This window comes from Solirubrobacter ginsenosidimutans, assembly GCF_027587205.1.
Map to the genome: position 1 here is coordinate 52,069 of NZ_JAPDOD010000043.1, position 25,667 is coordinate 77,735.

Sequence of the window (25,667 nt, forward strand, 5' to 3'; positions counted from 1 at the left end):
GTATCGCGTACTACAGCTTGTAGTTTTGAAGCCATGAGAAGGCTTCCCTTCGCTGCGGCCGCGTTGGTGGCACTGATGGCGCCGGCGTCCGCGTACGCCGCCGAGCAGCCGTCGCCCGGCGCGGCCGGGATCGGCGACCGGCTGTTCCCGAAGCTCGGGAACGGCGGCTACGACGTGCAGCACTACGACATCGCCCTGAACTACGCCACCGCCGCGCCCTCGCAGGGGATCGACGGCACCGTGACGATCACCGCGAAGGCGACGCAGTCACTGTCGCGCTTCGACCTCGACTTCGCCGGCGACAGCGTCGGCTCGATCGCCGTCAATGACCAGCCGGCGACGTTCTCGCGCGCCGATCAGGACCTCGTCATCACCCCGGCGCAACCGCTGCCGAAGGGCAAGCCGTTCGTCGTCACGGTCTCCGACTACAAGGCGCACCCGAAGCGGCCCAGCGGCGACAACATCCTCAACAACGCGTTCATCGTCACGCCGGACGGGTCGGCGACGCTTCCACAGCCGTCCGGCGCGCACGTGTTCCTGCCGTCGAACGACCATCCGCGCGACAAGGCCACGTTCACGTTCCGCCTCGACGTCCCCGACGGTGAGACCGCGGTCGCCAACGGCGACCTCGAATCGCAGACGAGCGCCGGCGGCCGCACGACGTTCGTCTACCAGCAGCAGCAACCGATGGCGACCGAGCTGATCCAGCTCGCCGTCGGCAGTTACAAGCTCATCGACCGCGGCGTGCAGGACGGCGTGCACGTCCGCGACGTCGTCGCGCCCTCGCTGGAGCCGCTGCTCGCCGACAAGCTCCCGGTCGAGATCGATCAGCTCGCGTGGCTGAAGGCGCGCGTCGGCGCGTACCCGTTCTCCAGCTACGGCTCCTTCGTGGTCGACGCGGCGATCGGCGCCTCGCTGGAGACCCAATCGCTCTCGATCTTCGATCGCGAGGTGTTCCAGGGCAGCTTGGGAACCTGGCCGACGACGATGCTGCACGAGACCGCGCACCAATGGTTCGGCGACAGCGTCTCGCCGCATGAATGGAGCGACGTGTGGCTCAACGAAGGCCACGCGACCTATTACCAGTGGAGCTATGCCGCCGAGCACGGCGAGATCAAGGCGGACGCGGGCGTCTCGGACACGTTCGCCGGCACGCTGAAGTCCTACTACGAGCTCGGCGACTTCTACCGCCAGAAGATCGAGCCGGTGGCGAGGCCCAAGAGCAGCGCCTTCAAGCAGCTGTTCAGCGCGCAGCAGTACTTCGGCGGCGCGGTCGCCCTGTACGCGCTGCGCCAGAAGGTCGGCGAGACGACGTTCCGGAAGATCGAGCGCGCGTGGGTGACCCGCTACGCGGGCAAGTCCGCCTCGACCGCGGACTACATCGCCCTCGCGTCGAAGGTCTCAGGCAAGCACCTCGGCCCGTTCCTGCACGACTGGCTCTACGGCACCAAGACCCCGGCGATGCCGGGCCATCCTGACTGGAAGGTCAAGTCGGTGAAGGAGGTCGAGGGCGGGCCTCCGACGCACTAGGGGCGAGAAACGGCGTCGTCGTGGCGAGCTCGACGAAGCCGAGTCGCTTGAGGATCGGCCGGCTGGCGGGGAGCGCGTCGACCTGCAGGTACCGGAAGCCGCGGGCGGCCGCGAGCGCCGCCCGGTGGGCGACCAGCGACCGGAAGACCCCGCGGCCGCGCCACGCGGCCACGGTGCCACCGCCCCACAGGCTCGCGAACTCGGTGCCGGCGTTGAACTCGACCCGCCCGGCGGCGATCGGCGTATCGCCCGCGTCCGCGATCACGCCCGCGAACGAACCCGGCTGGTGGCGGAGTGCGTTCAGCAGGACCTTGCCCAGCCCGGAGTGGTCCTCGCCGAACACCTCGTCGTGCACGGACACCATCGCGTCGACGCCTTCCTCGTCGACCACCGCGCGCAGGTCCACGCCCGCCGGGGGAGAAGCGTCGAGCGTGAGTGCGGCGAGCTCGGCGACGAGCAGCGCCTCGGCCGGCCCGCGGGTGAACCCGGCCGCGACGAGCCGGTCGGGCAGGTCTCGCGGCCGGTCGTAGGAGTAGTGCTTCCACTCCCACGCGTGCCCGAGCTCGGCGAAGCGGGTGACCTGCGCGGCGATCACCGCGTCGGCGTCGGTGTTCTCCAACGCGCTCCACGTGACGCCGTTCCATCCGAGCGCCCCGCTGATGCACCGGACCACGTCGCGCTCACGCTCGACCGTGCCGGTCGGCACGTCGGGCGCCGGACTCCGGCGAATCTGCTCGTCGTAGGCCGCCAGAACTGCTCGCGGGTCCATGCGCTCAACCCAAGCACACTATGGGCCGCTGCGAAGCGCCGTCCAGTTCTCCTCGTCGCTCGTGCAGCTGTACGCGGTGCCGTTGTCGAACGTGATGTCCTCGCGATAGATGCCGGCGAGGCGTGCCGCGCCCGCCGTGTTGGCGCCGTGGAAGTGGCCCTTGAACGTGTAGGTGAAGGTGGCGTTGGCGCCGTAGAGCACGCCGGTCTTGGTCGTGATGCTGCTGAAGGACCCGTCGGCCAGGATCGCGACGTCGGCGATGGCGACGTTGTCGTAGAAGTCGGGCCGGGTCGGTGAGCACTCGAGCAGGGCCGGGAACGCGATGTTCTGCAGGTGCTTGCTGTCGGCGGAGACGTGCATCGACATCGCGTAGCCGTTCGGGGTCGTGCCGCCGTAGGTGCCGGCGGGCGGGGTCGTCCCCACCTGCGAGCCCTGGCTCTGGCGGGTCGCGCTCCAGCTCTGCTCGTTGCTCGAACAGGTGTGGGCGACGCCGTCGTTGTAGGTGATGACCTGCTTGTAGGTGCCCGCGATCCTCGCGACGCCGGAGGCGTTGGCGCCGTGGAAGTGCCCGCTGAACGTGTACGTGAACGTCGCCGGGACGTTGAAGTAGATCCCCTGCTGGGTGGTCGTGGCGCTGAAGGAGCCGTCGGCGGCGATCGCGATGTCGGCGATGCCGAGGTGGTCGTAGAAGCTGGGGCGCGTCGGCGTGCAGCCGAGCAGCGTCCAGAACGCGATGTCCTGCAGATGCTGGTTGTCGGGCGAGACGTACATCGTCATCCCGTAGCCGTTGGGGGTCGTCCCGCCGTAGCTGCCCGCGGGCGGCGGCGAGGCGGTCTGGTCGCCCTGCGTCTGCCGTGTCGCCGTCCACGACTGGTCGTCGGTCGAGCACGTCCGCGCGACGCTGTCGTTGTAGGTGATGACCTGCTTATAGGTCCCCGCGACGCGCGCGACGCCGTTCGCGTTGGCGCCGTGGAAATGGCCGCTGAACGTGTAGGTGAAGGTCGCGGGAACGCCCGCGTAGATCCCCTGCTGGGTGGTGGTGGCGCTGAACGAGCCGTCGGCGGCGATCGGGATGTCGGCGATGCCGAGATCGTCGTAGAAGCTCGGGATCGTCGGCGTGCAGTCGAGCAGGGTCCGGAAGGCGATGTCCTGGAGGTGCTTGCTGTCGGCGGAGACGTACATCGTCATCCCGTAGCCGTTGGGCGTGGTCCCGCTGTAGCTGCCCGCGGGCGGCGGCGAGGCGGTCTGATCGCCCTGGCTCTCGCGGGTCGCCGACCACGAGGTGTCGTTGGTCGTGCACGTGCGGGCGACGCCGTCGTTGTAGGTGATGTCCTCGCGGTAGCTCCCGGTCATCTTCGTGCCGTTCAACTGGCCGCGGAACGTGTACGTGAAGGTGCCGGCGACCCCACCCACCACGCCCTGCTGGGTCGTCGTGGCGGTGAACGAGCCGTCGCCGGCGATCGCGATGTCGGAGATCGCGAGATGGTCGTAGAAGCTGGGGCGGACCGGCGTGCACGCCATCAGCGTGGGCACGTAGACGTCCTGGATGTGCGTGCCGTCGGCGGACAGGTAGAGCCGCAGCCCGTAGCCCTGCGGCGTCGTGCCCGAGTAGCTGCCCGGGGTCGAGGACGTCGGCGGTGCCGGTGTGGGCGTGGCCGTCGCGGTCGGCGCCGGGGTTGCCGTCGGGGTCGGCGTCGGGCGCGGCGCCGGGAGAGGCGTGGGGGAAGGCTTGGGCGCCGGAACGGGGGTCGCGGCGCACGACCGGTACGTGCGCTTGGCCGACGCGCTGCGTCCGCCCTTCGCCTTGGCCGTGATCGACACGACGAACGACCCGGTCGGCAGCTTGTTCAGCTGCACGGGACGCGTGACCTGCGCGCGCTCAAGCTTCTTGAAGCGCTTGCCGTCGATGCTGATGCTGGCGCTCGTCCACTTCACGCGGGGCAGCGCGCGCACCTGGACCGTGAGGCTGCGCACGCAGTGCTTCGCGGAAGGCAGGACGAACGCGCCGCTGATCGGCTTCGGCGCCGCGTGCGCCGCAGCGCCCGGCGTCACGGCCAAGCCTGAGATCACAAGGGCAACGGCGACTGCTCGGTGCGGCTTCATCGAATCCCTCCACGGGAAGCACCAGCCTCGGCAAGTGACCTGCGTCGCGACTGTACGCCCGCGTCAGGATGATGAGCAAACGCTCATCAATATCCTGGTCGAACGGCTAGGCGGTGACGACGCGCAGCGCCTGCAGCGCCTCGCGGATGAACTCGGGCAGCTCCCGCTGCTCGTCGTCCGGGGCGGCGACCCAGCGCTCGAACGCGATCCGGAAGACCGCGATGCCGGCCTCGGCGGTCAGGCTCGCTGCCGGCTCCTCGACGCCGCGCTCGCGCAGGGTCTCGGTGAGCGCCGTCGCGATCGAGGCGAGCTTGATCAGCTCGCGTTCCTGGAGCTCCGCGTTGGCGGCGATCACCTGCTGACGGCGGCGGGCGAACGGGCGGCGCTCCTGCAGCATCGCCCCGGCGGCCTCGAGGCTGACGGCGACCGCGTCGATCGGCGCGACGCCGGGCGGGACAGCCGTGAGGCTGTCGACGAAGACCGCCTTGAACTCGTCGCCGGTGCCGAAGAGCACCTCGCGCTTGTCGGAGAAGTGCCGGAAGAACGTGCGCTTGGTGAGGCCGGCGCGCGTGGCGATGTCCTCCACCGTCGTGCGCTCGAATCCGCGCTCGTCGAAGAGCTCCAGCGCGGCGAGCTGGAGCCTTCCGTACGCGTTCGGCTCCCAGCGGCCCACGGTCGGTGATGATATCCATGACACCAAGTGACATCGTCCGTGCTACGGTGATGACACCAAATGTCATCGACCTCTCGGAGGCATCACATGCGCGTATTCGTCACCGGCGCCAGCGGCTGGATCGGCTCCGCCGTCGTTCCCGAGCTCCTCGGCGCGGGCCATGAGGTCGTCGGGCTCGCGCGCTCCGACGCCTCAGCCGACACCCTCGAAGCGGCCGGCGCCCAGGTGCGGCGCGGCAGCCTCGACGACCTCGAGCTCCTGCGTTCCACCGCCGCCGAATCCGACGGCGTCATCCACCTCGCGTTCAAGCACGACATCGCCTTCTCGGGCGACTTCGTGGGCGCCGCCGACGCGGATCGCCGCGCCATCGAGATCTTCGGCGAAGCATTGGCAGCAACCGGCAAGCCGCTCGTGATCGCCTCGGGCGTGGCCGGCCATCGGCCCGGCTCGCTCGTGACCGAGAACGACGCGCCGGACCCCGACTCGCCCGCGGGCCATCGCGTGCTTTCCGAGCGCACGGCGCTCGCGTTCGCGGCGTCCGGCGTGCGCTCGTCGAGCGTGCGGCTCTCGCCCACCGTCCACGGCACCGGCGACCACGGCTTCGTCTCCACGATCGTCGCCGTCGCGCGCGAGAAGGGCGTCTCGGGGTACATCGGCGACGGGAGCAACACCTGGCCCGCGGTGCACCAACTCGACGCCGCGGTGCTCTTCCGGCTCGCGCTGGAGAAGGGCGTCGCCGGATCGGTGTTCCACGGAGTCGCCGAGGAGGGCGTGCCGCTGCGAGCGGTCGCCGAGGCGATCGGCCGGCAACTCGACCTGCCGGTGGTGTCGATCGCCCGCGAGGACGCCGGCGACCACTTCGGCTGGCTGGGCATGTTCCTGGGGATCGACGCGCGGGCCTCGAGCGCGCTGACCCGCGAGCGCCTGGGCTGGGAGCCGACGCACCTCGGGCTGCTCGAGGACCTCGAGCAGGGGAACTACACGCGCGAACGGGTCGCCTAGAGTTGGGCCGATGGCGGACCGCAGACCCATCGGCTACTGGCTCAAGGAACTCGATCAGCTGATCGAAGCGACGCTGGACCGCGCGCTCGCGGACGAAGCGGTCACGCGGCGCGACTGGCAGGTGCTCAACGCCCTCGGGCCGGCACCGGCGCCGCGCGACGAGGTCGTCGAACAGCTCAGGCCGTTCTGGGGCGTCGAGGCCGTCGACCCCGACGCGGTGCTCGAGGGCCTGATCTCCCGCGGGTGGGCGCTGCGCGATCCGGCCGACCGGTTCTCGCTCTCACCCGAGGGCGAGGCCGCGCGCGCCGCGCTGCTGGAGCGGGTGAACCAGCTGCGCGCCGCGATCGCCGACGGCGTCAGCCCCGAGCAGTACAACACGACGATCGACACGCTCAGCCGGATGGCCGAGAACCTCCGCCGCCTGTCGGACCAGGCGGCGGAGGCCTGATTCACCTCAGGGCGTCGTCGTCGACAGCGTGTAGGTGAGCGTCTTCGAATAGCCGCCGGTGCGGAGTGCGTCGTTCACACCGATGTGCTGCTCGAAGCCGATCGTCACGGCGTCGTGTGACACCGGCGCCGTCCAGCTCGCCTTGCTGAACGTCACCTCGAGCGGCGACGGCAGCGAGAACGCGCCGTTGGCCAGGTGGCCGGGGTCGGACACGGTCAGCGCGGCGTCGCCGGCCGTCGAGACCACGTCGGCCGTCGTCGAGGCCGTGTAGTCCTTGGCCAGGCCCGGCATGAACGCGCCGAACGTGGCCGGCGCGCCGAGCGTGAGCGCGAGGGTCGCCGGCACCGTGCCACCCACCGGCGCCGTCGTGCTCGTGCCCTGCGCGAACGTGACGTCGCCCGGGGCGACGGAGAACACCTGGTAGCCGTCGACGCGGCCGGTGGGGGTGGCCGAGCCGGACACCGCGACGAAGCTCTGGTCCGCGGTCGCGGGCACATAGACCGTCGCGGTCGAGCCCGCGGGCACGGACACCTTCATCGAGGACACGCCGTTCGCGCCCTTGGTCCACTCGCTCGAGATCGTCCCGTGCGGCGACGCGTAGGTGCCGGCGACATGCGTGAGCGAGCCGACGGCCTGCGGCTTGATGACCACCCGGTCGTACGCGGTCGAGCCCGGCGCCTGCTGGATGCCCGCGAGGCCCGCGTTGAACCACTCGTCGATCTGCAGCAGGATCATGTGGTTCTGGGAACCGGCGAAGTCCCAGGACTCGGGGATGGTGGTGCGACCCTGGGCGACGAAGTTCGCGTAGCTCGGGGCGCTCGGCTCCTGGAGGACGTTCCACAGCACGTCGCCGCGGCCGTTGTCCATCAGCACGTTGTAGATCGGCTGCAGCGAGACCTCGCCGCCGCTCATGTGCGGGCCGCTGCCGTTGGGGTGGTAGGCGTTGGTGCGCGCGACCAGATCGTCGAGCACGGACTGCTTGGCGCCGTCGGGGACGATGCCCATCTTCAGCGGCAGTGCATCGAGCGCCTGCGAGCCGGTCGCGCCGCTGTTGTAGGTCTTCGTCGCCGGGTCGAAGTAGGCGGTGTTGAACGCGGCCGCGAGGCTGTTGGCCAGCGCCCGGTAGTCGGCCGCGTCCGCGGTCTTGCCCATGAACGTCGCCATCTGCGCCATCTGGTCGGCGATCACGTACAGGCCGTAGGTCCCGGTCGCCTCCTTCGGTGTCGTCGTGTCACCCGCGATCCAGTCGCCGAGGCCGCTGACCAGCAGCCCGTTGGCGCCGATCTGCTTGCGCACGTAGGCGAGGTAGGCCTGCATCGGCGCGTAGTACTCGCGCATCGTGCGCGTGTCGCCGTAGGTCTGCCAGAGGAAGTACGGCGTGATGATGAACGCGCCGCCCCAGTTGACGTCGTCGCGGTAGCCGCCGCCGAAGTTCGGGAACTCGGGCGCGGTGCCCGGGATCAGCCCGTCCGGCTGCTGGGACTCGACCATGTCGCGCTGCATGTTGCGCAGGAAGCCGCTCACGTCGAAGTTCGAGTGGATGGCGCCCATCGACTGGATCATGTCCGCGAGCCAGCCGAGCTTCTCGCGGTGCGGGCAGTCGGTGAAGATCGACTGCATGTTGGAGCGGATCGAGTACTCCGACATGCGATGGATCGTGTTGATCAGGTCGTTGCTGGTCGTCACCGAGCCACCGGTCGGGACGTCGGCGTTGGTCTGCAGGCCGACGAGCGTGTTCGCGTCCGGGACGAAGTCGTCCGGCAGGCCGCTGACCTGCACGTACTGGAAGCCGTGGTACATGAACTGCGCGGCGAACGTCTCGCCGTTGGTGTCGCCGTTGGTGGTGTAGGTGTCCAGGATGCCGGTGGCGGCGCCCGCCGAGGTCGTGTTGACCGTGCCGTTGCCGCTCCAGCTCTCGCCGGGGACCATCCTGATCGTCGTGCCCGCGGGAACGGTCCCGCCGGGGATGTGCAGCTGCGGCATGCCGGCGAAGTTCTGGCCGAGGTCGAACGACCACGAGCCGCTGGAGACCTTCTTGATCGTCACGGGCTTGAACGTCTTCTGCACGCGCACGGGCGGCGCCTCCCGCCACACGAGCTTGGTGTCGAGCGACGGCGGCGACGTGATGCTGGGCGACTCCCAGCCCTTCGCGTCGGAGAGGTCCGCACCCGGCTTGTCCCAGCCGGCCTGCACCTCGCGTGCGTCGTAGTCCGTCCCGGAGTACCAGTTGTCGGTGATGGTGGGCCCGTCCTTGGCGCGGAAGCCGCGGTCGGTGACGATCGCGTCGGTGGTGCCGTCGGTGTAAGTCACTTCGAGGCGCGCGAACAGCCGCGGCGTGACCGCCATCTCCGGCTTGGTCGGCGCGCCGGAGCCCTGCACCGCGACCCCGGTCGGGTGCGCGCCGGTCAGGCCGGGCGAGAACGTGATGGTGTTGGTGCCGACCGCGGTGACGTGGCGCGATTCGAGCCGCTCGCCCCCGTCGCCGGTGTCGATGTTGATCGTGTCGCCGACCGCGTAGCCGGTGACGGCGTCGAGCTGCACGCTCGTGGCGCCCGCGTCGACCGGCGCGAGCAGCGTGCCGGCGGGCCCGACGATGCTCGTGAACTTCACGTACGCGGTCGTGCGGCCGGTGGCGGCGTTGGCCTGCGGCACGACGTTCGTCTGGCCGTTGCCGAGCGCCACGCCGAGCGTGTTGGCCCCGTCGGCGAGCAGGTTCGTGACGTCATACGTGCCGTACTGGACGGATTTCAGCGGGTTGGTGACGCCGGGGTTGAGCACGGTGTCGGTCACGCGCTTGCCGTTGACCGTCGCCTCGTAGGCGCCCAGGCCGGCGACGTAGAGCCGCGCCTTGGCGACCGGCTTGGCGGCGGTGAAGGAGCGCGCGAAGATCGGTAGCGGGTTGGTCAGATCGGGCCCGGGCGGGGTCGGCTCGCCGGTGACGGTCTTGATCACGGTCGTCGGCGTGGAGGACGTCGACGACGTGCGGATCGTGTAGTCGACCGGGAAGTTCGGGACCTGGCCGTCGGGCGTCCGCGCGTCGCTGCGCGGATAGAGCACGATCTTGTTGAAGTGCACCGCGGACTTGAGGTCGACCTGCACCCACTTCGACGGGCTGACCGCCTGCGTCGTGGACTGGCGGCTCATGTAACCGGGGCTCGTGATCCGGCCGTCGGTCAGCTGCTTGGTGCCCCAGCCCTCGGACTGGAACTGGTCGAACGCGGAGACGCTCGCGCCGAGCGCGAGGTTGGTCCCGTCGGGGGCGAGCACCTGCAGCTCCGCGAGCTGGATGCGCGAGACGGTGCCGTAGGAGGACTCGAAGAGCGGGAGGCCGAGCTTGGTGACGTCGAGCCGGACGTAGCGCGCATCCTGCTCACCGACGTCGATGGCCACCGGGCGGTTCAGCGGCGGCGGCGGGAGCTGGATCCACTTCGCGGCGCCCCAGTCCGAGGGGGCGAGCAGGCCCATCTCGAAGCTCGCGGGCGCGCTCCAGTCCGACGCGTCGCCGTTGCCGTCCCACACCCGCACCTGCCAGGAGACGTGCGCGCGCGACGCCAGCGGCGGGCCGGCGTAGGTCGCCTGCGGCGCGGCGCCGTCGACGCGGCCGGAGTCCCATGTGGCGTCGCCGGACACGCGGACCTCGTACGCGGACTGGCGCGCGGCGTCGCCGCTGCCCGACAGCTTCCAGCTCAGCGTGGGCGACGGGTCGTCGACGCCGAGCGGCTGGTCCGCGCGGTTGTCGATCCGCAGCCCGCCGACGCTCACCGTCGCGGCCTGCGCGGTCGTCGTGGCGCCGAGCGCCAGGGCACAGACCAGCGGGGCGGCCATGCCCGCCCGCAACCATCGATGCAGCACAACTCTCCTCTCGTTGACCGAGAGCTACTGCATCAATTTGGTCGTTTTAAGTCAAGAGTTGATCGTTTGAAAGACAAGCGATCATGAACGACCGCTCACTCGCGGAGTTCCTCGCGGAGCGCGGCGATCGCCGCGTCGCGCTCCGCCGGCTCGGCCGCGAACGGTGCATCGCGACGCAGCAGCTTGTTCAGGTAGCGCGCGGCGAAGTCCGCGCGCCGGTAGGCGTAGACCGAGCTCATCGTCGCCGTCTCGGAGCCGGACAGCGGCGCGGGACGGTCGTCGTCGAGCAGCGGGATCAGCGGGGCGCGCGCGGCGTCGCCGAGCTCGAGCAGCGCCTGCGCGGCGGTGGTGTCGTGGCCGTGGCCGTCCGGCTCCATCCAGCCGAAGTCGTTGAGGAACGGCAGGTCGCGCAGGGCGGCGACGAGCACCTGCGCGCGCAGCGCCGCCGGCAGCTCGCGGTAGGTGTCAGGCGCCTCGCGCCGCAGCGCCAGCAGCAGCTGCAGGGACGATGCGTCGGCGTGCGAGAGGATCCGCCCGGCCGCCGCGTGCGCCGTCTCGCTGTCGAAGCTCGCCGACTGGTAGGCGTCGGAGAGCCCGAGCGGCGTCGCCGCCTCGCCCTCGGCCACCAGCGCGTCGATCTCGCCGCTCACTGGAGGGCCGGCAGCGCTTTCTGACCGGGCGCGTTGCGATCGGCCTCGGGTCCGGCGGCCTGCGTGTTCCAACGGTCCACGGCGCTCGAGAACCCGGCGGTCGGCTTGTTGGTCACCACTCGCTCCTTCTCGATGATCTTGCGGGCCGCGTCGACGCTGAAGCCCCAGGTGACGGTTGCGTAGACCTTGCCGGCGTCCGCGCCGCTGCGGCAGATCACCGACGTCTCGAAATCCCACGTGGTGTTCGGGACGCTCCAGCTCGGCCGGTCCATCATGAACGCCGCGTCGGTCGGCGCCGCCTTCTTCCACGGCTTCAGGGTCGAGCCGCCGCCGCCCGTGTCGGTCATCCCGTACCAGCCCTGCTCGCGGCCGCCGAGGCGATCGATGCTGGTCCCGTCCGCGCCCATGCGGTTCTTGTTGGTCTGCTCGGGGTCCTTGTTGGCGCCGGTCGCGGTGTCGACGAGGCGCACGGTCTGCACGAACGCGATCTCGTCGGCGTTGACGACCGTCGTGTCGGGCAGGAAGGTGATCTCGATCTTGTACGCGTAGGACCCGCCGGTGGCCGTGCCGTTGGTCTTCTCGACGATCTTGGTGTCGAGCGTGCCGAACGCGGCTCCGGCGGCGGACTTCGCGGCGCCGACGCCCTTGGCCACGAGCTTGCCGCGGATCGCGAACTGGGCGAGGCCGCCGGTCCACCCGCCCTGGCGGATCGCGGCGTCCTGCAGCAGCCGCAGTTGATCGACGCTCGCCGCGTCCGCGAGCTTGTACATCTGGTCGGCGGAGAGCGCCGACATCTTGTCGATCGCCTTGGGCAGCTTGACGATCAGTTCCGCGGCCTTGGCGTAGTCGTTGGCCTTGATCGCGTCGTCGAAGAGTTGCTCGTCGGTCTTGGCCGGAGCCGTCGCGGTCGGCGCCGTCGTCTCTTCGTCGTCCTCGCGGGCGAGCATCGCCTGCACCGCGCGGTTGCCCACCGCACGCTGGAGGGCGAGGACACCGGCGGCGGAGCTCAACCGCAGCGGCGGCGCTTGAGCGGCCGAAGCCGGCTCGGCGATCGCCGGCTCGGGCTCGCGCTCTCCCTCGGGGAGCGGCCGCGTAGGAGGCATGCGCCGAGTGTTTCAGATACCAACATGCCGGCGGGGAAGTCTTTCGGGCAGTTGCACTCGCGTAGCATCGATCGACATGGACGACAGCCCGATGGACCACATCGAAGCGCTCGTGGCCGAGGAGCACCGCCTCTGGTCCTCGGCCGAGGGCGGCGGCCTCGCTCCCGCCGATCACGAGCGACTGCAGGCGATCAAGGTCGAGCTCGACCGCTACTGGGCATTGCTGCGCCGGCGGCGGGTGGACCCGAACGCGCCCGACGTCCAGCCGTACGTGCCCGACCCGAACAACGACCTCGACGGCCCGGATCCCGAGCCGCCGCACGAGCCGGGCGGGAGCGCCTAAGTCGTCACCACGAGCTTCCCCGCGACGCGGTTGTTCTCCATGTCGGTGTGGGCCTCGACGATCTGATCGAGCGTGTAGGTCTTCGCGATCGGGACGGTCGCCGTCCCGCTCGCGACCGCGTCGAGGAAGTCCTGCAGGACGGCCCGGGGGAGGTCGCTCGCGTCGCCGCCGTAGCCGGTGAGCCGCACGCCGGAGGGGATGTCGCCGGTGGGGTAGAAGTCGCGCAGGAGCCAGTCGTTGGACAGCGCGCCGCTCGAGCAGACGACGCCGTGGATGCGCGTGGCGAGAAACGAGTCGGTCATCGTCGGCGCGCCGATCAGCTCGAGCAGGGCGTCGACGCCGTCGGGGCGCAATGCGCGGGCCTGAACGGCGACCTCGCCGTCCTCGATCAGCACCTCGTCGACGCCGATCGCGCGCAGGGCGTCCGCCTTGGCGGGATTGCGCGTCGTGGCGAAGACGGTCAGGCCGCGCTGCTTGGCGAGGATCGCGGCGGTCATGCCGACCGATGACGTCCCGCCGCGGATCAACAGCGTCTGGCCGGGCTGGATGTCGAGGCCGACGGTCAAGGAGCCGTACGCGGTCTGCAGCATCTCGGGCAGCGCGCCGATCGTCGCCCAGTCGAGGTCGGTGCGAATCGCGATCGCCTGCTCGGCCGGGACGCAGGTGTACTCCGCGTAGCCGCCGTCGAACTGGCGGCCCATGCCGCCCATCATCGCCACCACCTGCTGACCGACCGCGAACTCGCCGTCCGGGCAGGCCGCGACGACGCCCGCGGCCTCGATCCCGGGCACGCGCGGGAAGGTCACGCCCTCGGCGAGCCCGAGCCGCGTCTGCAACTCGGAGCGATTGAGCCCGAAGGCCTTGACCTCGATCAGGACCCATCCGGGCTTCGGGACCGGGACTGGCAGCTCGCGGATCTGCAGTGCCTCGGGCGGTCCCGGGGCGTCGAGAACGACAGCACGCATGAACGACGTCATGTTCACGACGGTAGGGGATGCGTGCGCTCGGCCATCTCATAAACGAAGCGTAAGTTGACCCGCATGACGGGTCGTGGAGCGGTGCTCGGGTGTGTGGTGGGTGTGCTGGTGTGGGGAGCGGCGGACGTCGCGGTGGCGGCGCCGGTCGCGGTGTTCGGCAAGTGCGGTCCGACCGCGGCGCCGAACGCCCGTTGCGGCACGGTCGCGGTGCCGCTGGACCGCGCGAACCCGGCGAGCGCGACGATCCCGATCGCGTTCCAGCTCACGCCGCACAGCGATCCGGGGCCTGCGGTCAGCACGATCGTCATTTCCAACGGCGGCCCGGGCGTGTCCAACGTGCTCTCGGACCCGATCTGGGGCGACCGGCTGGCGGGCGCGCTGAAGACGCATGACCTGATCGCGATCGATCACCGCGGCATCGGAGCGTCGGCCGCGATCGACTGCCTGGGCCTCCAGCACGTGCAGGGCAACCAGCTCGACGCCGCGCGGACCTGCGGGACGAGCCTCGGAGCGGCCTCGGATCGCTACGGATCGGGGGACGTGGCCGACGACATCGATGACGTCCGCGCCGGGCTCGGCATCGACAAGATCGACTACTACGGCGTGTCCTACGGCGGCGTCGACGTGCGCGCGTACGCCTACCGCCATGCCGACCACCTGCGCTCGGCGATCCTCGACTCGCCGGACTTCTCGACCGACGACGCGTTCTTCCGCACGCTGCCGGGCGCGATGGCGAAGATCGCGGTGCGCGTGTGCCGCCGCTCACCGGCGTGCTCGGCGGGCGAGCAGCAGCCGGACGTCGCGCTGCGGCAGCTGATCGCGCGGGTGTTCGCCAAGCCCGTGGTCGGGACCGGCTACGACGCGTCCGGCAGGGCTCACGTGCTCAAGGTCGACGAGAAGGCCGTGCTCGGCATCCTCTACGACAACTACTTCGCCGATCCCGCGTTCCTCAACCAGGGCGAGATCTTCGCGGCGGCCCGCGCGCTGCAAAAGGGCGACAAGACGCCGCTCCTGCGCCTTGCCGCGGAGAGCAACGCGCCCACCGACTTCGGTGACGCCGACGGCGCGCAGTCCGTCGGCGCCGACTACGCCGTGTTCTGCTCCGACAGCGTGTTCCCGTGGGACAAGGCCGCGCCCGAGGCCACGCGGCGCGCGCAGTACGCGGCCGCCGCCAAGGCGGTCCCGCCCACGGCGACAGCACCGTTCTCGGTCGCCGCTTGGACCGGGTTCATTGCGTCGCAGCCCGTGCTGTTGATCCCGGGCGCCGACGCGTGCACTTCGTGGCCGGCACCGACTCGCCTCGAGCCGCCGTTCCCGCCCGGCCAGCCCTTCCCGGCGAGCGTCCCGGCGCTGCTGTTCGGCGGCGGGCTGGACTACCTCGACGTCGCGGCGGAGAAGACCCTGCTGCCGCTCTTCCCCGCGTCGACGCCGTTCGTGACCGTCGCCAACGGCGGGCACGTCACGACGCTCTGGAGCCGCTGCGCGGCGGGCATCGCGGTGCGCTTCCTGAACACGCTGCAGCCGGGAGACACCAGCTGCGCGGGCGATACGCAGGGCGCGACCGGGAACCCGTTCGGCGGCGCGGGCGGCGAGCTGCAGGTGCAGGGCGTCGGGAGCTTCCCGCTGCGCGCCGCGGGCGCGCTGCCGGCGAAACGCGACAAGACCGCGCGCGACGAGAGCAACGCGCTCAGCCGGCGGGTTGCCGCCGTGGCGTGGGCGGCGGCCGAGGATGCCGTGTACCAGCTGCCGCGGGTGAGCGGGACGACCGGCCGGGCGCTGCGTGGCGGCACGTTCAAGGTCCGGCGTGGGCGGACGAAGGTCACGCTCACGTACCGGCGGGCGCGCTTCAGCGCGGACGTCGAGGTGTCCGGGACGGCGACGTTCGATCCCGCGACGTCGCGCCTGACCGGGCGTCTTCACGTGACCGGTCCGCTGGCGGGCACGCTCGACGTCCGCGCCACGCTGTGGGATCCGGACAAGCCCAGCGCGACGGTGCGCGGGGTGCTCGGCGGCGACCGGGTCGCGTTGCTCGCTCCGGCGCGCTGAAACCTCGGGGGCGTTCACCGATTGTCAGCGCCGGTGGGCGGACCCTAGGCTCGCCGTCATGACCGCCTTCACCGAACTGCTCGGCTGTCGCTTCCCGATTCAGCAGGCGCCGATGGGCGGCGTGTCGTCCGCTCCCCAGTTGCCCGTCGCGGTCGCGGCCGCCGGCGGGTTCGGCATGCTCAGCGCCGTGCTGCAGCCGGCCGAGGTGCTGGCCGCGACGCTCGCCGTGCTCCCGTCACGCGCCGCGATCGGCGTCAACTTCCTGGTGCCGTTCCTCGAGGATCGCGCGGCGGTCGAGGTGGCCGCGGCGCGCGTGCCGCTCGTCGACTTCTTCTGGGGAGAGCCGGACGCGGCGCTGATCTCGCTGGTGCACGACGGCGGGGCGCTCGCCTCGTGGCAGGTCGGCTCGGTGGAGGAGGCGCGCGCCGCCGCCGAGGCCGGCTGCGACCTCGTCGTCGTCCAGGGCGTCGAGGCCGGCGGGCACGTCCGCGGCCGGCTCGGTCTGCTCGCGCTGCTGGACCTCGTGCTCGAGGCCGTCGACGTCCCGGTGATCGCGGCGGGCGGCCTGGCGACCGAGCGCTCGGTCGCGGCGGTGCTGGCCGCCGGCGCCGCCGCGGCGCGGGTCGGGACGCGCTTCGTCGCCACCCACGAGGCGCGCGCCGAGGGCGCGCATCCCGACTACGTCGACGCGCTGCTTCGCTCGCGCGGCGAGGACACCGTGCTGACGGAGGCGTACTCGGCGATGTGGCCGGCGGCGCCGCACCGCGTGCTCGCCTCCTGCATCGAGGCGGCGAGCGCGGGTGACAGCGCGATGGTCGGCGAGACGAGCATGGGCGGCGCGACGTTCGGCGTCCCGCGCTGGGCCGTCGTCTCGCCCAACGCGTCCACGACCGGGGAGATCGCCGCGATGGCGCTCTACGCGGGTCAGGGCGTCGGCGCGGTCAATTGGATCGGTTCGGCGGCTGACGTCGTGCACGAGTTGGCTGGACAAAAAGTACAGATCTAGATAGTTTGTCTCGGTGTGATCGCCGTCGAGCGCACCGAGGCCGAGCTGCCGTGGCTGCGAGCCGTCGAACCCGCGTGCGCGGCGTTCGCCGCGTTGCTGTACCCGCACGCCGAAGTCGTCGTGCACGAGCTCGGCGCCGACCGGATCGTCGCGCTGTGGAACCCGTTCAGCGGCCGGTCGGTCGGCGATCGGTCGCTGCTCGAAGAGCTGCCTGCCCACTGGGGCGCGCAGCCGATGCAGGGGCCGTACCCGAAGGTCGAGCTCGACGGCCGCCCGATGAGCGCCGTCAGCGCCGTCGTGCCCGACGCGGACGGTGTTGCGCGCGGTCTGCTGTGCGTGAACCTCGACCGCTCGCCGTTCGACGACGTCGCACGGATCTTCGGCGCGCTGTTCGCGCCGACGACCGCGCCGCCGCCGGAGCTCTTCGAGCGCGACTGGCGTGACCAGATCGCCTCGACGGTTGCGGCGTACTGCGCGGAGCGTGCGCTCCCGCGCGAGCGGCTCAACCGCGCGCACCGGATCGAGCTGCTGCGCCGCCTCGAGCAGGCCGGCCTGTTCGCCACCCGCGGGGCCGCCGATCACACCGCGACCGCGCTCGGCGTCTCCCGCGCGACGGTCTACTCGATGCTCAAGGAGATCCGCGAATGACCGTCCAGCTGCCCGACTTCCGCCTCGAGGTCTACCTCGGCGAGTGGGAGTTCAAGGCGCGATACCACCTGACGGCCTCGGATGCCGAGTCGCTGACGATCGGCGAGCTTCTGGCGCTCGGCGCCGACGACGATCGTGCGGCGTTCGACGCGCTCGGCCTCGGCTACGCGCCGACGTGGGGGAGCGACGAACTGCGGGCGGCGATCGCCGCCACCTACGAGACGGTTGATCGTGACCGTCACGTGCTCGCGTTCGCCGGCGCGGAAGAGGGGATGTACTGGGCGCTGCAGGAGCTCGCCGGCCCGGGCGACCACGCGATCGTCACCGTGCCCAACTACCAGTCGATGGAGACGCTCACGCTGCGCACCGGTGCCGAGGTGAGCGGGTGGGTGTTGCGGCCGGAGAACGACTGGGCGCCGGACCTCGACGAGCTGCGCGCGCTGATCCGGCCGAACACGAAGCTGATCGCGGTCAACTTCCCGAACAACCCGACGGGCGCGCTCCCGGACCGCGCCACGTTCGTCGCGCTCGCGGCGCTCTGCGACGAGCGCGGGATCGTCCTCTTCAGCGACGAGGTCTATCGCGGCCTGGAACGCGACCCGGCGCGGGTGCTTCCGCAGGCGTGTGACCTGTCGGAACGGGCCATCTCGGTCAACGTGATGTCCAAGGCCTACGGCCTGCCCGGATTGCGGATCGGCTGGCTCGCCACCCACGATCACGCTCTGCTGGCGCGGCTGGAGCGGCGCAAGCACTACACGTCGATCTGCAACGCCGGGCCGAGTGAGTTCCTGGCCACCCTCGCGCTCCGCCACGGCGACGCGATCCGCGCCCGCAACCGCGCGATCATCGAGGCCAACCTTCCGGTGTTCGACGCGTTCTTCGCCCGCTGGGACGAGCAGTTCGCGTGGGAGCACCCGCAGGGCGGGTGCGTCTGCTTCCCGCGCTACCTCGGCGGCGATGTCACTTCGTTCTGCCGCGATCTGGTGGACGAGGCGGGCGTCGTTTTGCTGCCCGCCGACATCTACGCGTCCGAGGTGGGCGCGGTGCCGGGCGATCGCTTCCGCATCGGCGTCGGGCGCCGCGATCCGGAGCCGGCGCTGGCGGCGTTCGAGGCGTTCCTGCAAAGAGGAGTGGACCGCCGCGCTGGTCAGGCGCGACGGTCCTGAAGTTGCATAAGGCCGGCGAGTGTCGGGGGGAGCTGCTGGACTGCCCGGTGGCCTTCTCTGCGGGGGAGGGGGTCAACCTCCCTGTAGCCCGTATATTCGCCCCGCGGAGGCCCCGCTGACATCCACCGCGGGGGTGAACTCACTCATCCCCTGATCCGTGCGGTTCAGGGAACGGTTCAGGGACTCGGGCGTTGTCGGTCCGCGGTGCGGTGCGCACGATCCGGGGTCTATGCCTCCCCGCTCCCTGCTGGCCTTCCTCGTCCTCGTCTTCACGCTGTCGGCCGCGCCCGCCGCGCGCGCCGGGACCTTCGACCGCGACACGACGTGGGCCCACCTCGGACTCGCCGCCTCACCCGCCGACGGCAGCACCCGCTGGAGCGCGCTGGCGATGCTCGCCGACGGGCGCTTCCTCGCCGCCGGGCGCACGCCCGCCGGCCAGGCGGCGGTCGCGCGCTTCACCGCCGACGGCGAGCTGGACACGACGTGGGCGGGTGATCAGCCGACGCCCGGGCTGCTCGTCGTCGCTGCACAGGCGGGCGTCACACCCGCGTCGCTCGTCGTGCTGTCCGACGGGAAGGTGCTGCTGGGAGGCACCACGCTGGCGGTCGACTTCACACCGTCGCTGGTCATCGCCCGGCTGACCGCGGACGGGCATCTCGACCCGACGTTCGCGACCGGCGGCAAGCTCGTGACGACGTCCGGGCCGGAGTCCGAGCTGAGCGGGCTCGCGGTCACGGGTGACGGGCACATCCTCGTGTCCGCGACCTCCTCGGGCAGCGGAACCGACCGCGGGCTGCTCGTCCGCCTGACCGCGGGTGGCGTCCGTGACGCCGGTTTCGGCACCGGCGGCGAGGTGGCGTTCCGGCTCGGCGGCGCCGGCACGACGTTCTTCGACGTCGCACTCGACGGCGCGGGGCGGATCTACCTGACGGGCGCCCGCGCGACCACGCCGCGGCACCAGTTGTTCGTCGCGCGGCTGACCACCGCCGGCGTGCTGGACCCGGCCTACGGCGCGGGCGCCGCCGGCTATGCGGTCACCGACCTCAACGGTGCGTCCGCCACCGTCTACGAGGTCGAAGGACGGCGGCTGCGGGTCGATGCGGGCGGCACCGCGCTCGCGGTCGCCACCGTCAAGAGCGCGACCGGCGCCGCGACGCATCTGGTCGGTCTCGCGCGGTTCACGTCCGCGGGCGTTCTGGACGCGTCGTTCGGCACCGCCGGCACACGCACGCAGGACGTCTCGCCCTCGCACATCTTCGACGCGGCCGCGCTCGTCTCGCTCCCCGACGGCGGGTTCGTCGTCGGCGGCGGCACGGGCGTCGGCGCCAACACGCAGTTCGGGCTCGCCGGCTACCACGCCGACGGCAGCCCCGACACCACGCTCAACCCCGCCAACGCAACGGCGGCCAACGCGGCCAACCTCCAGGTCGGCACCGGCGGCGTCGATCGCATCTTCGCGCTCGCCCGCACGCCGCAGGGTCGCCTGATCGCCGCGGGCGAGAGCCAGGACCCGAGCGAGCACGACCTCTCGGCGATCGTCCGGCTCGGCGGCGACGCGCACTCCCCACAGGCCAATGTCGCGGTGACGTGGGAGCAGGCGGTGCCCGGCCGCGCGGTCCGGCCCGGCCAGACGGTCGGCTTCGACGGCTCGGCCTCGTCCGATCCCGACGGCCCGATCGTCAAGTACGAGTGGGACCTCGACGGCGACGGTTCGTTCGAGCGCACCGGCGCCAAGGTGCTCGGCAGCTATCCGGGGCCGACCATCGCCGGCGTGCTCCTGCGCGTCACCGACGCCGACGGGCTGATGCACACGTCAGGGGCGACGGTGGTCGTCGAGGCGGACAAGGTGCCGACCGCCGCGTTCATCAACCCGAGCAAGGTGCCGGTCGCGGGCGCGCCGTTCACCTTCGGCGTGCAGGCCGCGGACGCGGACGGCAGCATCGTCGCCTACGACTTCGACCTCGACGGCAACGGCACGTACGAGTCGCCGGGCACGCTGCCGCTGGCGACCACGACCTTCGGGCAGAAGGGCCCGGCGTCGGTGGGTGTGCGGGTGACCGACGACGAGGGTGCGACGGCGACGGCGACGTACGGCGTGACGGTCAAGGACGCGCCCTGCGTGGACAACCCGACGATCAAGATCGAGCGCGCGGTGATCATCACCCAAGGCGCCGACGTCGCGGGCGGCGCGGGCTGCTTCCACGGCGTCACGACCGACAAGGCGGGCGTGAAGACGACCGTCTGGACGACCAGCGGGCACTTCCGCGTCAACGGCCTCGAGGTCGACACGCTCGCCGCCACCGAGGCGAAGCTCGAGTGGAAGCGCAAGGGCGATGACACGCAGTCCCTCAAGCTCGTTGCGCCCAAGGTGCGCGTCGAGGGCACGGCGAAGCAGACCGACTTCATGTTCCACGAAGGCGCGATCTCGTGGGATCTCTCCGGCAGCACGATCGGCGGGTTCGTCGTCGATCCGAACGCCGGCGTGGGCGGGCTGGCGCTGAAGGTGGTCGGCGCGCCCGCGATCTCAGCCGACGGCAAGTCGGCGCTCGACGTCCTTCCGGGCATGCCGCCCGAGCTGTTGGGCAAGACGCCGAGCGCGCCGGATCACCTCGTCTTCGGACCCGCGGCGAACGCCGCGGCGCTGGGCGCGTTCAGCTTCCACGTCGACCAGATCCCGCTCGGCGTGATCCTGCTCGGCCCGGTCACCGTGTCCTACGACGGCGCCGGCAGCTGGATGATCGCGGCCGAGGCCACGATCCCGTACCCGATCCCGACCAAGGTCAAGGGGCACCTGGTGATCGTCGCCGGCCACGTCAAGGAGGTCGACCTCGAGTTGCAGGGCGCGCTGCCGACCCCGACGCCGGTCGTCATCAACGCGCTCGGCCTGCACATCGACTTCGGCCCGAAGGTCGCGGCCAAGCCGGACTGCATCAAGACCGTCGGGCTCGTCGAGACGACGCCGTACGACATCTACAAGGCGCTCGACTACTACATCCCGGTGCTGCGCCAGCTGGCGACGGCGCACCCGGAGCTCTACGGCAGCCTGTTCCACAAGACGTTCCAGAACTACCCGGTGCCGACGTTCGCGCTCTGCGGGCACATCGAGTTGAGCCTCGCCGAGGTGCTGGATGCCGACGTCGGCTTCGGCTTCGCCCGCTACAGCAACCCGTACCCGAACCTCTTCTTCTTCCACGGCCAGGCGACGATCGCCAAGGTGATCAACGCCGAGGTCAACGCGGAGTTCACGACCGAGGGCTACGTCCACTTCAACGCCGCCGTCAAGGGCGGCTATCCGACGGCGAGCCCGTGGGTCAAGTGGGACATCGGGCTGGACTTCGAGTACTTCAAGAAGCAGTTCAACGCCGAGGCGCACGCGGTCATCGAGATCCCGCCGCTGGACTTCACGACCGGCGCCAACATCCTCGTGTCCAACAAGGGCCTCGCCGCCTGCCTGTACTTCAAGACGTTCGCGGGCACGTGGCGGCCGGGTGCCGGCGCGATGTGGGGCCACGGCCCGACGCTGTACTTCTTCGGCTGCGACGTCAAGGACTACAAGGTCGTCATCAAGCACGCGCTCTCGGGTGACACGGTGATCGGGGACATCGTGCCGCCGAGTGGGGCGAAGGCGGCCACCGCCGGGATGCCGGTCGTGGACGCGGTGCCGAGCGGCGGGCATGGCAACTCGGCCGGGCTGCTTCGTGTCGCGGGCGCCAAGGCGTCCGCCGCGGCGGTCGCGAAGGCCGCGCAGTCCGGCGGCCCGGATCCGGTCGACATCCCCGCCGGGCTGCCCGGCACCGTGATGGCGTTCAAGGGCGCCGACGCGCCCCCGCACGTGATCATCCACGGCCCGTCGGGCCAGGTCTTCGACACCGGCACGGGTAACGCCCCGGCGGAGGCGCCGGGCTTCGCGGCCTTGAAGAACGCTTCGCTCGGCATCACCGAGGTCGTCATCGAGAAGCCCGCCGGCGGACGCTGGACGGTCGAGCCCGCCGCGGACTCCTCGCGGCTCGTGCAGGGCATCCAGGCCGACGGCACCCGCCCGGTCACCGCGACCGCGAAGGTCACCGGCTCCGCTCACGACCGCCGCCTCGCCTACACCGTCAAGGGTCTCCCGGCCGGCAGCCGCGTCGACTTCGCCGAGGCCGGCAACGGCGGCGGCGGGCTGATCGGCAGCGTCAAGGCCGACGGGTCGGGGACGCTGCGGTTCCATCCCGCCGGCGGCGCGCCCGGCAAGCGCGAGATCCAGGGCGTGGTCTACGCGGCGGACGGCTATCTCACCTCACGCCTCACGCTCGGCACGTACACCGCTCCGGCCCCGCAACGCCCGGCTCGCGCCACGAAGCTGACGGTGCGGCGGGTGGGCAAGAAGCTCGTGCTGCGCTGGCGCGGTTCGAAGTCGGCGTACACGCAGCAGATCGACATCCGCAGCGCGGCGGGGCTGAACCTGACGCGCACGGTCCGGCGCTCGACGACGTCGATCGCGCTGCCGGCGGCGGGAACGAAGCTCGTCGTCAACGTGACGGGGACGACGCGTAGCGGGCTCGCCGGGACGGTCGCGCGGTTCAACGCGCGCGTGCCGAAGGCAGCGAAGAAGCGCCGCACGAAGGGGTGACCCGCGCGCTGCATGCCGGGAGGGCCCTAGCATCCTCCCGGCATCGTGGCTCCTCGCACTCCCATAGGCCCGAGCGGCGCCCCGCTCGTCGGCCGGTCGGGAGAGGTCGCCATGCTCGATGAGGCACTGCGCGCGGCGTCCTCATCCGCGGGTCTGTCGACGATCGAGATCGTGGGTGAGGCGGGGATCGGCAAGACCACGCTGTTGGAGTGGTTGGGCGCTTCGGCCGCGCGGGCGGGCGCGCTGGTGCTGAGCGGGCGCTGCTCGGAGTTCGAGCGCGACGTCCCGTATGCGTTGTGGATCGATGCACTCGACGGGCAACTCGCGGTCTTGCCGTCGCTGGGTGAGGGCGATCTCGCGGCGCTCGGGTCGGTGTTCCCGGCGCTGCGGGCGGTTGCCGATGGTGCTCCCGTCGAACGCCATCGGTCGCATCGCGCGGTCCGGGCGCTGCTCGAACGGTTGGCAGCGCCGCGCGGGCTCGTCCTGCTGCTCGATGACCTCCACTGGGCGGACCCGGCGTCGATCGCTCTCGTCGCGTCGCTGGTGCGTCGCCCGTCGTCGGCGCGGGTGCTGCTGGCGGTCGCGCACCGCCACCGGCAGGTCGGGTCCGCGCTGGAGCCGGAGCTGCGCCGCGCCGCGCTGGCGGGGGTCGCGCGCCGGTTGGCGCCGGGGCCGTTGACGTCTTCGGAGGCTCGGGAGCTGCTCGCCGGGGTCGTCGGGGCGGGCGAGGTCGGGCGGCTGTACGCGGAGAGCGGCGGCAACCCGTTTCACCTGATGGCCTTGGCACGGGCGGGGCGACCGGTCGCCGGTCGTGATCGCGACCCGGGCCACGCCGAAGTGCCGGAGGCGGTCCGCGAAGCCGTGCTCAGCGAGACGGCCCCGCTGGCGCCCGACGCGCGGGCCCTGCTGGACGGCGCGGCGATCGTCGGCGATCCGTTCGAGATCGACTTCGCGGCCTCGGTCGCCGGGCTGTCGCGCGAGGCCGCGCTGGCGGCGCTGGACGAGCTCGTGGCCGCGGACCTCGTGCGCGGCACCGACGCGGTGCGGCGCTTCCGCTTCCGCCATCCGATCGTGCGCCGCACGGTCTACGAGTCGGTCGGGCCGGGCCGGCGGCTGGCGGGGCACGCGCGGGCCGCGGAGGGTCTTGCTTTGGCGGGTGCCGAACCGGTGCTGCTCGCGCATCACGTCGAGCAGTCGGCCGCGCCCGGGGACGCGGCGGCGGTGGAGCTCCTGGCCTCAGCCGCCGCGCAGGTCGCGGGGCGAGCGCCCCAGACCGCCGTCCACTGGCTCACGGTCGCGCGCACGCTGGTGCAAGGGCCCGATCGTGTGGCCGTCGAAGCGCCGCTGCTCGGGCCGCTGGCGGGCGCGCTGGCCGGCTCGGGCCGCTTCGACGACGCGCGCCGCGTGCTGCTCGAGATCCTGTCGGGAGTGCCGGAGGACTCGCCGGAGCGCACGGGGCTGATCGTCGCCTGCGCGGCGATGGAACGGCTGCTGGGGGACCACGACGGTGCGCGGGCACGGCTGCGCGCCGCCCGTTCCGCCCTCGCCGATCCGGGCTCGCTTGACGCGGTGGCCCTCGGCGTCGAGCTCGCGGCGCACGCGTCGCTGCGCGGGGACCCGATCGAGATGCGCTCGAGCGCGACCGAGGCGCTCGCGGGTGCGGTCGCGCTGGGCGATCCGACGTTCATGGCCGCGGCGACCGCCGCCTTGGCGATGGCGGCGTACACGCTCGGCGAGGTGGAGGAGGGTCTCGCGCGCGGGCGTGAGGCGGCGGCGCTGGTCGACGCGCTCTCCGACGAGCAGCTCGGTTCCCGGCTGGAGATGCTGCTCTTCCTCGGCTGGTCGGAGTTCTTCCTGGGGGAGTTCTCACTGGCGCTCTCGCATTTCTCCCGCGGCACCTCGATCGCGCGGCGGGCGGGCAGTGCGGTGCTCGCGCTGGAGCTGATGGTGGGTGAGGCGCTCGGCCTGCTCTCGCGCGGCCGCATCGCCGAGGCGCTCGACGTCACCGACGCCGCGGTCGAGGACGCCCGACCGCTCGGCAGCGCACAGTCCCTGATCTGGGCGCTCTACGCGCACGCCACCGTCCTGGAGGCGGGCGGCGACCCGGCCGCGGCGGTGCGGGCGGGCGAGGAGGCGGTCGCTTTGACCGCGGGGCTCGAGCCGTCTTCGATCGTCGCCGCGTGCGGAGCGGCCTTGGCGCGCGCCCTGATCGCCACGGGCGAGGGCGCACGGGCCGCTCGTGTCCTCCTCGCTTTGCAGGGCGGCGAGGACCTCCCGCGCTCCTTCGTGGGCGAGCGGGCGGGCGGCTACGAGCTCCTCGTCCGCGCCGCGCTGCTCGTTGGTGACGTCGCCGCCGCGGCCGCCTGGGCGGGGCGGGCGGGGACGTCCGCGCGAGAGATCGGCTTGCCGCTCGCACTCGCCCACGCCCAGCGCGCCCGAGCACTGGTCCTGTTGGCCGGCGACGTCGCAGCGGCGGGCGGCCACGACGCGGTGCGTGGCGGTCACGGTGCGGTGGCGGGCGGCGGCGATGCGATGGCCGGCGACGTCGCAGCCGCGGGTGGTGACGACGCGGTGCGTGGCGGCGACGGTGCGGTGGCGGGCGGCGGCGATGCGATGGTCGGCGACGTCGCAGCCGCGGGTGGTGGCGCGGCGGTGCGCGACGGTCACCGTGCGGTGGCGGGCACCGACGACGCGCCGGCGCGCCGCGCTGCGGCGCTGAACGGCGCAGCGCGTGGCGGC

Annotated in this window: 17 protein-coding genes; 10 read left to right on the plus strand and 7 right to left on the minus strand. The window is 71.7% G+C overall.

Annotation, left to right across the window (positions count from 1 at the left end; all coding sequences use genetic code 11):
- The first annotated feature begins 33 nt into the window (after positions 1 to 33).
- The gene (locus tag OM076_RS33285) at positions 34 to 1,530 is read left to right on the plus strand and encodes a M1 family metallopeptidase (RefSeq protein ID WP_270044468.1); all 1,497 of its coding nucleotides are present in this window, start codon (positions 34 to 36) and stop codon (positions 1,528 to 1,530) included.
- Here the strand turns inward: OM076_RS33285 and OM076_RS33290 are convergent.
- The 3 genes from OM076_RS33290 to OM076_RS33300 all read right to left on the minus strand — a co-directional run bounded on the left by OM076_RS33290 (position 1,487) and on the right by OM076_RS33300 (position 5,075).
- Entirely contained in the window at positions 1,487 to 2,299 is an 813-nt protein-coding gene (locus OM076_RS33290) for a GNAT family N-acetyltransferase (protein ID WP_270044469.1), read from the minus strand. The genes OM076_RS33285 and OM076_RS33290 overlap by 44 nt on opposite strands.
- An 18-nt stretch (positions 2,300 to 2,317) precedes the next feature.
- The gene (locus tag OM076_RS33295) at positions 2,318 to 4,357 is read right to left on the minus strand and encodes a hypothetical protein (RefSeq protein WP_270044470.1); all 2,040 of its coding nucleotides are present in this window, start codon (positions 4,355 to 4,357) and stop codon (positions 2,318 to 2,320) included.
- 151 nt (positions 4,358 to 4,508) lie between these two features.
- Positions 4,509 to 5,075, minus strand: coding sequence for a TetR family transcriptional regulator (locus OM076_RS33300; protein ID WP_270044471.1), 567 nt, complete (start codon positions 5,073 to 5,075; stop codon positions 4,509 to 4,511).
- Between the two features lie 87 nt (positions 5,076 to 5,162).
- On the opposite strand from OM076_RS33300, the gene OM076_RS33305 reads away from it, so the two are divergent.
- Both OM076_RS33305 and OM076_RS33310 read left to right on the plus strand, forming a co-directional pair.
- On the plus strand, positions 5,163 to 6,077 hold the full coding sequence (locus OM076_RS33305; protein ID WP_270044472.1) for an SDR family oxidoreductase: 915 nt from the start codon (positions 5,163 to 5,165) through the stop codon (positions 6,075 to 6,077).
- Between the two features lie 10 nt (positions 6,078 to 6,087).
- Entirely contained in the window at positions 6,088 to 6,525 is a 438-nt protein-coding gene (locus OM076_RS33310) for a MarR family winged helix-turn-helix transcriptional regulator (RefSeq protein WP_270044473.1), read from the plus strand.
- 6 nt (positions 6,526 to 6,531) lie between these two features.
- Here the strand turns inward: OM076_RS33310 and OM076_RS33315 are convergent, their stop codons facing one another.
- The 3 genes from OM076_RS33315 to OM076_RS33325 all read right to left on the minus strand — a co-directional run bounded on the left by OM076_RS33315 (position 6,532) and on the right by OM076_RS33325 (position 12,130).
- Positions 6,532 to 10,350 carry an alpha-L-rhamnosidase gene (locus OM076_RS33315; protein ID WP_270044474.1) on the minus strand — a complete coding sequence of 1,273 codons (3,819 nt, stop codon included), beginning with the start codon at positions 10,348 to 10,350 and terminating at the stop codon, positions 6,532 to 6,534.
- A gap of 122 nt (positions 10,351 to 10,472) precedes the next feature.
- The gene (locus OM076_RS33320) at positions 10,473 to 11,027 is read right to left on the minus strand and encodes a hypothetical protein (protein ID WP_270044475.1); all 555 of its coding nucleotides are present in this window, start codon (positions 11,025 to 11,027) and stop codon (positions 10,473 to 10,475) included.
- A complete protein-coding gene (locus OM076_RS33325) occupies positions 11,024 to 12,130 on the minus strand; it encodes a hypothetical protein (RefSeq protein ID WP_270044476.1) in 1,107 nt (368 codons plus the stop codon). Before OM076_RS33325 ends, OM076_RS33320 begins: the two co-directional genes overlap by 4 nt.
- A 76-nt stretch (positions 12,131 to 12,206) precedes the next feature.
- Here OM076_RS33325 and OM076_RS33330 point away from each other — a divergent pair, with 76 nt between their 5' ends.
- Positions 12,207 to 12,473 (plus strand): DUF2630 family protein, encoded by a 267-nt coding sequence (locus OM076_RS33330; protein WP_270044477.1) that lies wholly within the window; start codon positions 12,207 to 12,209, stop codon positions 12,471 to 12,473.
- Here OM076_RS33330 and OM076_RS33335 read toward each other — a convergent pair.
- A complete protein-coding gene (locus OM076_RS33335) occupies positions 12,470 to 13,438 on the minus strand; it encodes a zinc-binding alcohol dehydrogenase family protein (RefSeq protein WP_270044478.1) in 969 nt (322 codons plus the stop codon). The two genes, OM076_RS33330 and OM076_RS33335, sit on opposite strands and share 4 nt — an antisense overlap.
- A gap of 75 nt (positions 13,439 to 13,513) precedes the next feature.
- Between OM076_RS33335 and OM076_RS33340 the strand changes: the two genes are divergently transcribed.
- The 6 genes from OM076_RS33340 to OM076_RS46465 all read left to right on the plus strand — a co-directional run.
- The gene (locus OM076_RS33340; RefSeq protein WP_270044479.1) at positions 13,514 to 15,496 is read left to right on the plus strand and encodes an alpha/beta fold hydrolase; all 1,983 of its coding nucleotides are present in this window, start codon (positions 13,514 to 13,516) and stop codon (positions 15,494 to 15,496) included.
- A 58-nt stretch (positions 15,497 to 15,554) separates the two neighbouring features.
- Positions 15,555 to 16,502, plus strand: a complete 948-nt coding sequence (locus tag OM076_RS33345) for an NAD(P)H-dependent flavin oxidoreductase (protein WP_270044480.1) — start codon at positions 15,555 to 15,557, stop codon at positions 16,500 to 16,502.
- Between the two features lie 15 nt (positions 16,503 to 16,517).
- On the plus strand, positions 16,518 to 17,150 hold the full coding sequence (locus tag OM076_RS33350; RefSeq protein ID WP_270044481.1) for a helix-turn-helix transcriptional regulator: 633 nt from the start codon (positions 16,518 to 16,520) through the stop codon (positions 17,148 to 17,150).
- On the plus strand, positions 17,147 to 18,316 hold the full coding sequence (locus OM076_RS33355; protein WP_270044482.1) for an aminotransferase class I/II-fold pyridoxal phosphate-dependent enzyme: 1,170 nt from the start codon (positions 17,147 to 17,149) through the stop codon (positions 18,314 to 18,316). Before OM076_RS33350 ends, OM076_RS33355 begins: the two co-directional genes overlap by 4 nt.
- Positions 18,317 to 18,545: 229 nt before the next feature.
- Positions 18,546 to 22,928 carry a PKD domain-containing protein gene (locus OM076_RS33360; protein ID WP_270044483.1) on the plus strand — a complete coding sequence of 1,461 codons (4,383 nt, stop codon included), beginning with the start codon at positions 18,546 to 18,548 and terminating at the stop codon, positions 22,926 to 22,928.
- A 45-nt stretch (positions 22,929 to 22,973) separates the two neighbouring features.
- A partial coding sequence (locus tag OM076_RS46465) for an ATP-binding protein (RefSeq protein ID WP_270044484.1) occupies positions 22,974 to 25,667 on the plus strand: 2,694 nt, incomplete at its 3' end.

Excerpts from the sequence above, each read along its gene's own strand:
- OM076_RS33305 (WP_270044472.1), top strand. The coding sequence starts at position 5,163 with ATGCGCGTATTCGTCACCGGCGCCAGCGGCTGGATCGGCTCCGCCGTC.
- OM076_RS33315 (WP_270044474.1), bottom strand. The coding sequence starts at position 10,350 with ATGGCCGCCCCGCTGGTCTGTGCCCTGGCGCTCGGCGCCACGACGACC.
- OM076_RS33340 (WP_270044479.1), top strand. The coding sequence starts at position 13,514 with ATGACGGGTCGTGGAGCGGTGCTCGGGTGTGTGGTGGGTGTGCTGGTG.
- OM076_RS33355 (WP_270044482.1), top strand. The coding sequence starts at position 17,147 with ATGACCGTCCAGCTGCCCGACTTCCGCCTCGAGGTCTACCTCGGCGAG.
- OM076_RS33335 (WP_270044478.1), bottom strand. The coding sequence starts at position 13,438 with ATGCGTGCTGTCGTTCTCGACGCCCCGGGACCGCCCGAGGCACTGCAG.
- OM076_RS33290 (WP_270044469.1), bottom strand. The coding sequence starts at position 2,299 with ATGGACCCGCGAGCAGTTCTGGCGGCCTACGACGAGCAGATTCGCCGG.
- OM076_RS33360 (WP_270044483.1), top strand. The coding sequence starts at position 18,546 with ATGCCTCCCCGCTCCCTGCTGGCCTTCCTCGTCCTCGTCTTCACGCTG.
- OM076_RS33285 (WP_270044468.1), top strand. The coding sequence starts at position 34 with ATGAGAAGGCTTCCCTTCGCTGCGGCCGCGTTGGTGGCACTGATGGCG.
- OM076_RS33325 (WP_270044476.1), bottom strand. The coding sequence starts at position 12,130 with ATGCCTCCTACGCGGCCGCTCCCCGAGGGAGAGCGCGAGCCCGAGCCG.
- OM076_RS33310 (WP_270044473.1), top strand. The coding sequence starts at position 6,088 with ATGGCGGACCGCAGACCCATCGGCTACTGGCTCAAGGAACTCGATCAG.
- OM076_RS33330 (WP_270044477.1), top strand. The coding sequence starts at position 12,207 with ATGGACGACAGCCCGATGGACCACATCGAAGCGCTCGTGGCCGAGGAG.
- OM076_RS33345 (WP_270044480.1), top strand. The coding sequence starts at position 15,555 with ATGACCGCCTTCACCGAACTGCTCGGCTGTCGCTTCCCGATTCAGCAG.